The sequence below is a fragment of the Acinetobacter sp. NBRC 110496 genome (genome assembly GCF_000876115.1).
In the GTDB taxonomy this organism is placed as follows: domain Bacteria; phylum Pseudomonadota; class Gammaproteobacteria; order Pseudomonadales; family Moraxellaceae; genus Acinetobacter.
Map to the genome: position 1 here is coordinate 158447 of NZ_BBTF01000004.1, position 13356 is coordinate 171802.

The following is a 13356-nucleotide window of genomic DNA, read 5'->3' on the forward strand; positions in this document are numbered from 1 at the left end:
ATGAGCAGCCGCCTCAACCTTCCGTTGCTGGCCTTGGCCATTGGTGCATTTGCCATTGGCACAACAGAGTTCTCTCCAATGGGGCTATTACCCAATATTGCCAATGATCTTGGGGTGTCGATCCCAAGTGCAGGCATGCTGATTACGGGTTATGCGCTCGGCGTGATGCTTGGTGCACCGATCATGACCTTATGGTTTGGTGGCTTTGCCCGTCGGAATGCCCTGATTCTGCTCATGGCAATCTTCACCCTTGGTAACCTGATCGCAGCCTTTGCACCCAACTATATGAGTTTGATGGGCGCTCGCCTGATTACCAGTCTGAATCACGGTGCCTTCTTCGGGATTGGTTCTGTGGTGGCTGCTAGTGTTGTTCCGGCAAATAAACAGGCCAGTGCGGTGGCCAGCATGTTTATGGGGCTCACCATCGCCAATATTGGTGGCGTACCACTGGCAACATGGGTGGGACAAAATATTGGCTGGCGCATGTCTTTCCTTGCCATTTCTGTGCTCGGGGTCATTACCATGCTGGCACTCTGGAAAGCCCTACCCGTCGGTGCTGTGGGTCAAAAACCGAATGTGAAAATGGAACTCAAAGTTCTGACTCGCCTGCCTGTCGTTTTGGCATTACTGACCACGGTGTTTGGTGCCTCAGCCATGTTTACCTTGTACACCTATATCGCGCCAAGTCTGGTGGAGTTCACTCATGCTTCACCGACCTTTATCACCCTGATGTTGGTCTTGATCGGGATTGGTTTCTCAATCGGTAACCATTTCGGTGGCAAGTTTGCGGATGTATCCGTGAACAAAACCCTGATTGGCTTCCTGCTGTTGCTGATGAGTTTAATGCTGATTTTCCCAATCCTTGCTCAAACACAACTGGGGGCAGCGTTTGCTTTAGTGATCTGGGGAGCTGCAGCCTTCGCCATCGTTCCGCCATTACAAATGCGAGTGATGTCAGTTGCGCATGAGGCCTCTGGTCTTGCCTCTTCAATCAATATCGGCGCCTTTAACCTCGGCAATGCCATTGGTGCAGCTGTAGGCGGCGCGGTGTTAAGTCTCGGCTTGAACTACGCAGCAGTCTCGATGATTGGCGCTGTGTTGGCAAGTATCGGTCTGATCTTGGTCCTGATTCAAATCAAACTGGCGGCCAAATCCAGTGCGCAATTACAACAATGTCCGCAAGCTTAATCTTCCCTAAATAAAACAAAGCCTGATTAAAATCAGGCTTTGTTTTATTTTAATACATCCGGTAATTTCGGTTGCGCATAGATCGGATTATTGACTTCTTTTTTCATCTTCATCAGCATTTGATAGGGCTGCTGCTGCACAAACATATTCACAAAGCTCAATGGAATCGAACCCGCAGGATCGGCATAACCATTGGTGATGACTTTCACTTTATTATTGGCGAGTTTCTGGAAAGTCCAATCGCCTGCATACTTGGTTAAACGCACCACATCAGGCTGCTCAGGGTAGTTATTCTGAATGGCATTATTTTTGATACTGATACTGCCATCTGCATTTTTGCTCATTTTTCCTTTAATCACCACATCGCGGTCTTTTAAAGGAAAAGGGAAATCCAGCACCATATACAGGGTAAACTCACCCTTTTTATCATCTCGAGATAGCATCTGCACTTTACCGACATAAGGTACCCATTGTGGGGTACGCTCAACATCCAAGACCACAGCGACAGCGCGTTCTAAAGGCACATCAAAGGTGGTTTCAGCTTTATATTGAATAATCGGATTATTTTCGGCCTGATACGTCCAGACTTTAATATTATTACGGTTTAAACTCAGTTTGGCAGTGTCTGTCGCAGCACTTGCAGCCCAGCTGGTCACGCTTAGCAGTGTAGCAAGAACAATATGTTTTTTATTCATGTCATGCTCAATTGTTTTAATGATGGTAAGCGCCTGTCTCACTCTAACTGGAAACCAAGCTCAACAAGCGCTTTTATAGTAGCAAATCGTAGCGTTTTATACTTCAATCTCGTTAAAGCCTAGTACATCTTTCATATCATATTTACCTGCTTCTCGGCCCACCACCCATGCTGCTGCACGGACTGCACCTGAAGCAAAGTTCATACGGTTGGTGGCTTTGTGCGTGACTTCAACACGCTCACCTTCACCAATAAACATCACCGTATGTTCACCGACAATATCGCCACCACGGATGGTTTCAAAACCAATGGTTTGACGATCACGAGGGCCGGTATAGCCTTCACGACCATACACCGCCACTTCTTTTAAATTACGACCTAAGGTATCCGCAATCGCCTCGCCCATCATAAATGCAGTACCAGAAGGTGCATCGACTTTATGACGGTGGTGCGCTTCAATGATTTCAATATCCACCGTATCGCCAAACACTTTTGCAGCCAGTTCCAATAATTTAATCGAGACATTGACGCCGACCGAATAGTTGGCGGCATACACCACAGGGGTCTGGGTTGCGGTTTCGTCCAAGAATGCCTTTTGTTCATCTGACATGCCCGTAGTCCCAATCACCATAGCCACGCCCGCTTCACGGCATAACTTCAAGTGCTGTTCAGTGGCCACAGGTGCCGTGAAATCAATCACCACATCACAATCTTTTAGAACCTCACTCAAACTTCCCACGATCTTGACACCGATGTTACCGATCCCTGCAAGCTCACCTGCATCCGCACCCACCAAGCTGCTTTCAGGACGTTCAACAGCTGCTGCCAGTTGATAGCCTGCTTGTTGTACCGCCTGAATCAGAATGCGTCCCATGCGTCCGCCTGCACCCAAGATTCCAATGCGTGGAGAAGTTGACATAATTTTTCCCAGTCTTTTATTTAAACAATTGAGCTACTATAGCAAAACTCTTTGGCTGCGCTAAAAATTTCCCATAAAAAAACCTGCCGCAGCAGGTTTTTTATTGATGTCAATTAATCAAATAGGCGGTCAAAGAATGATTTTTTCTTTGGCGATGCAGCATGACCATCACCATCAAAAGACGCTTGCAGTTCTTTTAACAATTCACGTTGGCGACTGTTTAAGTTCACAGGCGTTTCCACTACGATACGGCAGAGTAAATCCCCAACCATACTGCTACGTACAGGGCGAACACCCTTACCACGTAGGCGGAATAACTTACCAGTTTGCGTTCCTTCAGGAATTTTTAAGCTGACACGACCATCAAGGGTCGGAATTTCAATTTCTTTCCCTAAAGCTGCATCTGCAATGCTGACTGGCACGTCCATATACAGATCTGCACCATCACGTTGGAAGACTTCGTGTTCACGAACCACCACTTCAACGTATAAATCACCGGCTTGACCATCACGAATCGCTTCACCTTTACCGGTTAAGCGTACGCGGTCACCATTGTCTACGCCTGCAGGAATAGTGACTTCAAGGGTTTGCTGACGGTCTGAAACGCCTGAACCATGACAGCTAGTGCATGGGTTCTTGATGATTTTACCTTGACCACGACAGGTGCTACAGGTCTGCTGAACCGAGAAGAAACCTTGTTGCATGCGCACTTGACCCGCACCATGACAGGTACGACAGGTTTCAACATCATTCGGATTTTTAGATCCCTTACCATCACAGGTTTCACATGGTGCTGGTGCAGTAAAGGTAATGGTTTTTTTCACCCCTTTGACCGCTTCTTCAAGCGTCAGTTCCATCACATAACGGAGGTCTGAACCACGGCGTTGACGTTGTTGCTGACGGCCACCGCCACCAAATGCACCACCAAAAATATCGCCAAACTGACTGAAAATGTCTTCTGCGCTAAAACCGCCGAAGCCACCACCTGCGCCGCCAAAGCCGCCTTCAAAGGCACTATGTCCAGCGCGGTCATACATGCTGCGCTTTTCTTCATCAGACAGCACTTCATACGCTTCTGCCGCTTCTTTGAACTTTTCTTCTGCTTCTGCGTTGTCCGGGTTACGGTCTGGATGATACTTCATCGCCAACTTACGATAGGCTTTTTTGATCTCATCATCACTTGCGGTTTTCGAAACGCCTAAAACCTCATAATAATCACGTTTAGCCATGGTTGGCGATGCTCCTCACGGAATTTATTTAAATCTAAAAAACAAATAGGCTCTGTCGACTTAAGAAATAAAAAAGTCAACAGAGCCTTAATAGGGACTGTACGATAAATTTACAAGGTCTATTGCAATAAAAAAGCAGAAAATTAAAAAACTGCTTTATTTTTGAAATACTTGGCAATACCTTTTAACCATGCATTCAATAAAAACAACCATGCAATCGAACTAAACACCACACCGGCAACCGTCATTGCGGTGACCCAGAGGATGCTGTTCCATGCGAAAAAGAACAGTGGAATAAACCATAGAGCTGCAAAGAACGCCATCACCAGAAATAACAGCACATTACGCATAATCCAGAGTGCATGCGCATGTATCCATACTTCGGCATTATCCACAATCGCAACTTTTCGTGCTAACAGGTATGCAAACGCAGCAAACACGATTGTAAATAATGCAAGAAACATGAACACATAAGAAATCGCCACATAGCGGCGATGCTGTTCAATACTGTCTTGCCCCATGCTCTATATCACCTCATTCACAGCACTAGGCAAAATTTGCCATACTATGAAATTCAATTATTTTTTGGTCTTAAAATATAGGTGCTACTATATTGAAATTTTCAATGTTTCGCACCTTTATTCACAAAATAATTACGATAGTTGTGTTGTTTTTTTGACCTTAAACCATGCTGCGTACAGTGCGGGCAGGAAAAATAGGGTTAATAAGGTCGCAACAATCAAGCCACCCATAATTGCAACCGCCATCGGACCGAAGAAAATACTGCGTGATAACGGGATCATGGCCAGCACCGCAGCCAGTGCAGTCAACACAATGGGACGGAAACGACGCATGGTTGCACCAATCACCGCTTCCCACGGTTGATGCCCAGCCTGAATGTCTTGCTCGATCTGATCAATCAAGATCAGCGAGTTACGCATAATCATGCCTGACAATGCAATCGTACCCAGCATTGCCACGAAACCAAAGGGCTTATTCAACAGTAACAGGAACGCCACCACACCAATCAATCCCAAAGGCGCTGTCAGCAACACAATGGTCGCGCGCGACATACTGCGCAATTGAATCATCAATAAGGTCATCACCACAGCCAAAAATAAGGGCATACCCGCATTGACCGAGTTTTGTCCTTTGGCTGACTCCTCGACCGTGCCCCCCACTTCAAGCAGATAACCGCTTGGTAAATCGGCACGTAAAGTCTGCATCTGATCAGCCAGCTGCTGTACCACCGTGGCGGGTTGTAAATGAGTCCGAATATCAGCACGAACAGTAATGGTCGGCAAACGATTGCGGTGCCAGATCAAACCCTCTTCAAAACGGGGTTCGATTGTGGCAATTTGAGCCAAAGGTACGGTGGTGCCCTTACTGGTTGGCACGGCCAAACTGGCTAAAGAGGCCACTTCGACGCGTTCAGATTTATCACCACGCAAACGGATTTCAATCAATTCACGCTTTTCACGATATTGATTCATCACCGCACCCGTAACCGAAGCATTGAGGAAATTGGCCAAATCGACACTGGAAACGCCCATTTGACGTGCACGGTCTTGGTCAATTTCAATGGCAATAATTTTGCTCGGCTCACCCCAATCCAGATGTACATTGGTGGTATTCGGGTCTTCACTCAGCACTTTAGCCACTTTCTGCGCCCATTGACGCACCGTCCCCAAATCTTCACCAGAGACACGATACTGCAATGGATAACCGACTGGGGGGCCATTTTCCAATAAAGACACGCGAGTCCGTACTTGAGGCAACAACTGCTTAATCTGTTTGTCCAGAGAGCGGCGAATTTCATCACGATCGTCCAACGACGAAGCCAATACCACAAACTGGGCAAAACTGGCTTGCGGCAATTGCTGATCTAAAGGCAAATAGAAACGCGGAGACCCAGTACCGACATAGGCCACATAGTTATCAATACCTTTTTGTTTAGACAGGAACTGTTCCACCTTATGCACGGCCTGTTCCGTGGCGGTCAGTGATGCACCTTCTTCCAGTTTTAAATCCACCAAAATTTCAGCCCGATTCGATGGCGGGAAGAACTGTTGTGGCACCAATTTAAACATCGCGACCGACAGCACAAAGAGCCCGACTGTCACGGCAATCACGGTTTTACGATAGCTAATACAAATTTCCACCACACGGCGAAAAGATTGATAAAATCTGGACTGATACGGGTCATGATGCTGACCATGTGCTTCCACTACAGGTGCAGGTTGCTTGCGCAATCTTGCCCACAAGCGTAAGTACCATGCTGCTTGTTGCTTCTGTTTGCTGAAGTCAGGCAATAATTTTTCACCCAAATACGGTACAAATAACACTGCAGCGATCCATGACACAATCAGCGCAATTGTCACCACTTGGAAAATAGAACGAGTATATTCTCCCGTCCCAGATTGCGCCGTGGCAATCGGCAAAAATCCGGCAGCCGTAATTAACGTCCCCGTTAACATCGGGAAAGCGGTGGTTTGCCAAGCAAAACCCGCAGCTTTCAGCCGGCTGTAGCCTTGTTCCATTTTAATCGCCATCATTTCCACGGCGATAATGGCATCATCAACCAGCAGCCCCAGTGCCAGAATCAATGCTCCCAGTGAAATCTTATGCAGCCCGACATCAAACAGATTCATGCCTGCAAAGGTCATGGCCAGTACCAGTGGAATAGACAGCGCCACCACCAAACCAGTACGGAAACCGAGCGAGAAGAAACTCACCAATAAAACAATAATCACGGCTTCGGCCAGAACTTTTAAGAACTCGTGAATACTGCGTTGTACTGCAACGGGTTGATCCGAAACTTTTTGCAGCTTCATGCCCAAAGGTAAGCTTTTTTGCAGGCGGTTGAATTCGGTTTCCAGATTTTTACCGAGCGCAATAATGTCCCCGCCTTTACGCATCGAGACCGCAATCCCGATACCGTTTTCACCCATAAAACGCATGCGCGGTTGCGCAGGTTCACTAAAACCGCGATAAACCTCTGCCACATCCCCCAGTTGAATGGTTTTATTCCCCACCAGCAACGGCATTTTTTTCAGATCATCAACACTGTGTAAATGCCCACTGACCCGAATTTGAATCCGGTCTGTGCCCGTTTCGAAGAAACCTGCACCCGCCATATCATTTTGCTTTTGAATCGCCTCCTGAATGGCAGTAACGGGCACACCTAACTGTGCCGCTTTGGTGTTTGATAGCTCAACCCAGATTTTCTGATCTTGCAGCCCCACCAGATTGACCTTGCTTACATCTTTGACCCGTTGCAATTGCAGCTGCAAACGGTCGGCATATTCTTTCATCACCGCATAGTCAAAGTCTTTACCTGTCAGCACATAGATGTTACCGAAGGTATCGCCAAACTCATCATTAAAGAACGGCCCTTGTACACCACTCGGCAATTGTGAGCGAATATCATTGACCTTTTTACGCACGTTATACCAGACATCAGGAATGGCGCTCGAAGGCAAACTGTCTTTGGCAACAAAGGTCACCAACGATTCACCTGGCCGCGAATAGGCCATGATGCGGTCATATTGCCCGGTGGTCATTAATTCTTTTTCAATGCGGTCGGTCACCAGCGTCGAGACTTCCTTGGCCGTTGCTCCCGGCCAATAGGTCTGTACCACCATGACTTTAAAGGTAAACGGTGGATCTTCACTCTGTGACAACTTGGAATAGGACATAATGCCCACGATGCCAAGCAACAGCATAAAATAAAAGATGATGCCTTTATTCTTGAGCGCCCATTCTGAAAGGTTAAATTTCATCTTTAACCTCCCGTTTTGACGCTAACATCGCGATTATCACGATCAATCGGATGAATCTTTTGCTGCTCACGCAGTAAATGTACCCCACCCACCACGACCCAATCCGTGGCTTTTAAGCCCGAGAGGACAGGTACACTGTCACGTGCATAGTTGCCCAAGGTCACAGGCACTTTACGAATGGTTTGATTGGCATTCACCACCCAAACATAGGCTTGCTGATCATTGGCGGTAACACTGGATAAAGGCACGCTCAAAACATTGTTGTCATGTGCAACAAAAAACACCCGTGCACTTTGACCCAGTTGAATGCTGGACTGCCCTTCAAGCAAAGACACCTTAACAGTGAAAGTTCGTGATTGATCGGCAGCAGGTGATACTTCCCGCACTTTGGCCGCAAAACGGGCGTCGGGTTGCGACCACAAGGTCACCCATACCGGTTGCCCGACTTTGATGGTACTGACTGCTTGTTCAGGTACTCCGAAAACCACCTCACGCTCCCCATCAATCGCCAATTGATAGGCCGCCTGCCCTGCGGCAAGCACTTGTCCAATCTCAATTTGGCGTTGGGTAATCACCCCATTCTTATTCGAAATCAGCTGGTTATAGCCCGTCTGGTTTGAGGACACTTGATAATTAGAACGGGCCTGCTGCAAACTGGCTTGTGCCGATTCATATTGATTCTTGACCGCATCAAATTGTGAGCGACTCACGGCATTGACCGGTAGAAGTTGCTGATAACGCTGATATTCTTCAGCGGCAATTTTGGCCGCTGCTTCGGCGCTTTGTAACTGTGCCTTGGCCGCATTCATTTGCAATTGCGCATCTTTGACATCCAGCTTGGCCAGCACTTGCCCGACTTTCACCCGATCACCGACATCGACATAACGTTCGGTAATCTGTCCCCCGACACGGAAAGCCAAAGCCGTTTGCTGCCGTGCCTGCACATCCCCCGCATAGCTTTTTTGATCGATATGGTTGCTATTTGGCTGGGTCACCATGACATAAGGGATTTCCTCAGTCTTGGGTGTTTCTTTTTGGCAAGCACTGAGGACTACACTACTGACAACCAGTAAGCCCAATATGATACGATTGATCTGATTCATCTAATGGCGCTCTTATTCAAATTGATTTTTAAGGCGTGATATGAGCATTATCATAGATTGTTTATTTTTTAATTAATATACTCATGGGTACATTAATTAAAAAATAAAGTTAGAATTTTGATTTTTAAAATTGATTAACAGAGAACGATAACGTGCAAATCAGCAGTGGCCGTCCTAAAGATTTAGAGAAAAGAGCCAAAATTTTACAAGCCGCAAAATCTATTTTCTTAAAAATGGGCTATCACGCCACCAATATGAATCAGATTGCCAAAGAAGCGGGCGTCACCAAACTCACGGTGTACAATCACTTTCAGGACAAAAGTAATCTGTTTATGTGTGCGATTGAAGAAAGCTGTGAAGAATCGATTCGTACCAAACAGTTTGAACTCACTGCGGATTCCGACTTTGAGCAAGCCTTGGTGCTGATGTGCCAGCGGGCTTTAAGTATTATTTATCTGCCTGAAGCCTTAAAACTGGACTGCTTGCTATTTGAATTGGCGGCAGAACAAAGTCCGTTAGCCAAACAATTCTTTGATGCCTCACATACCCGCATGTGCCATGTCTGGTGTGATTTTTTCGAGCAAGCCATCGCCTTTAAATTTATTCAGGCCGATGAACCGATGAAACAAACTGAGCTGATCATCTCACTGATGTTGGGCATCCGCCATCAACAAGTGTTGCTGGGTTTAGCCCCTGTGCCAACAGCAACTCAAATTGATCAGATGATTCAGCACGCGATCGAGATTTTTTTGCTTAAATATCAACCAATAAATTAGAGAATATTCACATTTTTTTACGTTCTGCTCTTGGAATGTCTCCCAATCGCGCTATAGTCGAGTGAGAACAACAGGAGAATTAGAATGATTCAGCAAATCACTGCTCCACTACGTGAAGATGTCCGTTTACTCGGCAATTTACTTGGAGAGACCTTAAAGCAACATGCTGGGCAAGATTTGTTTAATCAGATTGAGCAAATTCGCGCATTAGCCAAAGGTGCACGTGACGGCCAGATCGAAGCGGAAAAACAGCTCGAACAATTGTTTCTCGGTTTAAAAGATGAAGAGATTTTGCCACTGACTCGCGCATTCTCACATTTTCTTAACTTCGCCAATATTGCTGAACAATATCATGTGGTGCGTAGCCGTCGTCAGGCTGAGTTCGATGAACATGCACCCAGCCCAAATCCGCTCCCGCATCTATTTGAAAAATTCAAAACCCAACAGATCAACGCAAAGCAACTGTTTCAACAGATCTGTGATTTAAAAATTGAACTGGTGCTAACGGCTCATCCAACTGAAGTCAGCCGCCGTACTCTCATTCAAAAATATGATGATATTACTGATTGCCTGTCACAACTAGATCAGCAAAAGCTGACACCCAAAGAACGTCAACAGACCATCGCCACCCTGAAACAACTGGTTAGCTCTGCATGGCAAACCGATGAAATCCGCCAGCATCGTCCAACCCCTGTTGATGAAGCCAAATGGGGCTTTGCTACGATTGAACAATCACTCTGGAATGCTGTACCTAAATTCATCCGTGAACTGAATGAGCTGACCCAGCAACATTGTGCGCAAGCCTTACCTCTCCACATCGCACCGATTCGTTTTGCCTCATGGATGGGCGGTGACCGTGATGGCAACCCGAATGTCACCCATCAGGTGACCCAAGAAGTATTGTGGTTATCACGTTGGCAAGCAGCCGACCTATACCTGCGTGATATTGAAAATCTACGTTGGGAATTGTCAATTCAAAGCTGTTCTGAAGAACTGACTCAAGCATTGGGCTATGAACACCCTGAGCCCTATCGTGAATATCTGCGCGACACCCGTGAACGTTTAAAAGCCACCCGCTATTGGTTGGGGCAACGCTTACAAGGTGCTGAAGCCGATGACAGCAATATCATCAAAGATAAAGATGAACTATTAGCGCCATTGCTGCTCTGCTATCGCTCTTTGATTGACAGTAATTTAGCTGAGATCGCCAATGGACAATTGCTGGATTTCATTTATCGTGTCAATTGCTTCGGAATTGAACTGCTCAAACTGGATATCCGTCAGGAGTCCGGCCGCCATCGCCAAGCCATTTCTGCGATTACCGAATATTTAGGTCTGGGCAATTTTGAATCATGGACCGAACAGGCCCGTCAGAACTTTCTGATTCAAGAATTACAGAGCAAACGCCCGTTATTACCCAAATTCTTCAATGAACCTGAAGGCAGCCTGATTCAACACCCCGATGTTCTGGAAGTGTTTGCCACTATGCGCACTTTGGCGGAACAGCCCACCGAGAGCTTGGGTGCCTATATTATTTCCATGGCGGAATATCCAAGTGATGTGCTGGCCGTGTTACTGCTGCAAAAAGAGGCTGGGATTCAGCATCCATTGCGTGTGGTGCCTTTATTTGAAACCTTAAAGGATCTGGACGGCGCGGCCAAAACCATGAATACCTTGTTCAATATGCATTGGTACAAACAGCATATTCAAGGCAAACATGAAGTGATGATTGGTTACTCAGACTCAGCCAAAGATGCTGGCTTTATGTCGGCCAACTGGGCGCAATATCGTGCTCAGGAAGAACTGACCGCCATCGCTAAACAGCATGGTGTGCAATTGACCCTGTTCCATGGTCGTGGTGGTTCCATTAGCCGTGGCGGTGCACCAACACAGCAAGCCCTGTTTTCACAGCCACCGGGTTCAATTTCAGGTGCCATCCGTGTTACCGAACAAGGTGAGATGATTCGTTTCAAATTCGGCTTGGAAGGTATCGCGCTACAAAATCTGGAAATTTATACCGCAGCGACTTTAGAGGCGACGTTGTTGCCACCACCCGAACCGAAACAGGAATGGCGTGAACTGATGAACCACATGACTGATTTATCGGTCAAAGTGTATCGTCAAACCGTACGTGAAAACCCCAACTTTGTCAGCTACCTGCGTACCGTCACGCCTGAGCTGGAATTACAAATGTTACCACTCGGTTCACGTCCTGCTAAGCGTAAAGTCAGTGGTGGTATTGAATCGCTTCGCGCCATTCCATGGGTGTTTGCCTGGACTCAAATCCGGTTGATGCTACCGGCTTGGCTAGGGACAGGTACCGCGATTAATCAGGTGCACGAGCAACATAAAAGCACCTTAAATGAGATGCTGGAGCAATGGCCGTATTTCCAGACTTTGATTGATATGCTGGAAATGGTGTTGTCTAAATCCGATGCCGATATTGCCCTGTATTATGAATCTCATCTGACCCAAGATCAGGATTTAAAAGTGCTTGGCGTGGAATTACGGCAACGCTTACAAAATGCAGTGGATACCCTGCTCAGCCTGAAAGGGGAATCGAAACTGCTGAGTAATAATGATGTGCTGGATCAGTCCATGCAGGTGCGTAAACCCTATTTATTACCGTTACATCTACTCCAAGCCGAGTTGATGAAACGTCGTCGTCTTTATCTGGCCGAACACCAGACCGAACACAGCCCTGTCGATCATGCTCTCATGGTCAGTATTGCAGGGATTGCCGCAGGTCTGCGTAACACGGGTTAAGTCTCACGTCAGCCTTGTCATCAATAGAAAGGCCCCTGTTGATGGCAAGATTGGCAAAATATGCCATTTCAATAAAAAAAATGAGAAAAAATTCAAAAAATTATTTTGAAAATAAGATATTTAACTTTTCAAATAATCTCGACAAAATCAATAATAAATCCACACGCTTATTTTGAAATAAATTTTACCAAAAGGTAAAAACACAAACTCTAAAAGGCTGGTCTGGCAATCTTCTCAATGACTTATAGGTGAAAGCGCGTTTTAAGACAGGGTATCATACGCGCTGATATCACATAATGAGTCTAATTTATGTCAAGTTGGTTTCCAAAATGGCAGCCGTATCAGGGACAGGTTGATCATCGCCCTGTTGCGACAAATGAATATTTACCGCCCTTACAAAGTGCGGTGCTCGGGGTTCAACATGCATTTGCAATGTTCGGTTCAACCGTCCTTGCACCTTTATTGATGGGCTTTAGCCCCAATCTGGCCATTTTAATGTCAGGGATCTGTACCATCCTGTTCTTCTTTATGACAGGTGGTCGTGTTCCAAGTTATTTAGGTTCAAGTTTTGCTTTTATCGGGGTGGTTGCGGCGGCAACAGGTCATATTACGGGCTCGGGTGCCAATCCAAACCTGTCAGTCGCTTTGGGCGGGATCGTGGTCTGCGGGATTGTTTATGCCCTCATCGGTTTTGCAGTGATGCTGACCGGTACACGCTGGATTGAGAAACTGATGCCTCCTGTGGTGACAGGTGCGATCGTCATGATTATTGGCCTTAATCTGGCTCCCGTGACCATCAAAGGGGTTGCAGGTCAGCCGTTTGAAATGTGGATGGCGCTGATTACGGTGCTGAGCATGGGCATCATCGCCGTCTTTACCAAAGGGCTATTACAACGTCT

Annotated in this window: 10 protein-coding genes; 4 read left to right on the plus strand and 6 right to left on the minus strand. The window is 46.6% G+C overall.

The genetic code is table 11. The annotated features are described in order from the left end of the window. Positions 1-1188 carry an MFS transporter gene (locus Aba26S_RS03990; RefSeq protein WP_043970086.1) on the plus strand — a complete coding sequence of 396 codons (1188 nt, stop codon included), beginning with the start codon at positions 1-3 and terminating at the stop codon, positions 1186-1188. Positions 1189-1232: 44 nt separating this feature from the next. On the opposite strand, the gene Aba26S_RS03995 is transcribed toward Aba26S_RS03990, so the two are convergent. From Aba26S_RS03995 to Aba26S_RS04020, 6 genes are all read right to left on the minus strand, one after another. After that, positions 1233-1883, minus strand: a complete 651-nt coding sequence (locus Aba26S_RS03995; protein WP_016651256.1) for an START domain-containing protein — start codon at positions 1881-1883, stop codon at positions 1233-1235. 96 nt (positions 1884-1979) lie between these two features. After that, entirely contained in the window at positions 1980-2801 is an 822-nt protein-coding gene (gene dapB / locus Aba26S_RS04000; protein ID WP_016651255.1) for a 4-hydroxy-tetrahydrodipicolinate reductase, read from the minus strand. A gap of 113 nt (positions 2802-2914) precedes the next feature. Next, the gene (gene dnaJ, locus Aba26S_RS04005; RefSeq protein WP_016651254.1) at positions 2915-4030 is read right to left on the minus strand and encodes a molecular chaperone DnaJ; all 1116 of its coding nucleotides are present in this window, start codon (positions 4028-4030) and stop codon (positions 2915-2917) included. Positions 4031-4173: 143 nt separating this feature from the next. Continuing rightward, positions 4174-4551: a hypothetical protein gene (locus Aba26S_RS04010; RefSeq protein WP_016651253.1), complete on the minus strand. Its 378-nt coding sequence runs from the start codon at positions 4549-4551 to the stop codon at positions 4174-4176. Between the two features lie 132 nt (positions 4552-4683). Next, entirely contained in the window at positions 4684-7812 is a 3129-nt protein-coding gene (locus Aba26S_RS04015; protein WP_016651252.1) for an efflux RND transporter permease subunit, read from the minus strand. Positions 7813-7814: 2 nt separating this feature from the next. Next, positions 7815-8915 carry an efflux RND transporter periplasmic adaptor subunit gene (locus tag Aba26S_RS04020; RefSeq protein WP_005270113.1) on the minus strand — a complete coding sequence of 367 codons (1101 nt, stop codon included), beginning with the start codon at positions 8913-8915 and terminating at the stop codon, positions 7815-7817. 152 nt (positions 8916-9067) lie between these two features. Between Aba26S_RS04020 and Aba26S_RS04025 the strand changes: the two genes are divergently transcribed. The 3 genes from Aba26S_RS04025 to Aba26S_RS04035 all read left to right on the plus strand — a co-directional run. Beyond that, positions 9068-9691, plus strand: a complete 624-nt coding sequence (locus tag Aba26S_RS04025) for a TetR/AcrR family transcriptional regulator (RefSeq protein WP_016651251.1) — start codon at positions 9068-9070, stop codon at positions 9689-9691. A gap of 84 nt (positions 9692-9775) precedes the next feature. After that, positions 9776-12457 carry a phosphoenolpyruvate carboxylase gene (gene ppc, locus Aba26S_RS04030; protein ID WP_016651250.1) on the plus strand — a complete coding sequence of 894 codons (2682 nt, stop codon included), beginning with the start codon at positions 9776-9778 and terminating at the stop codon, positions 12455-12457. 309 nt (positions 12458-12766) lie between these two features. Continuing rightward, the coding region (locus tag Aba26S_RS04035) for a solute carrier family 23 protein (RefSeq protein WP_043970089.1) at positions 12767-13356 on the plus strand (590 nt) is incomplete at its 3' end.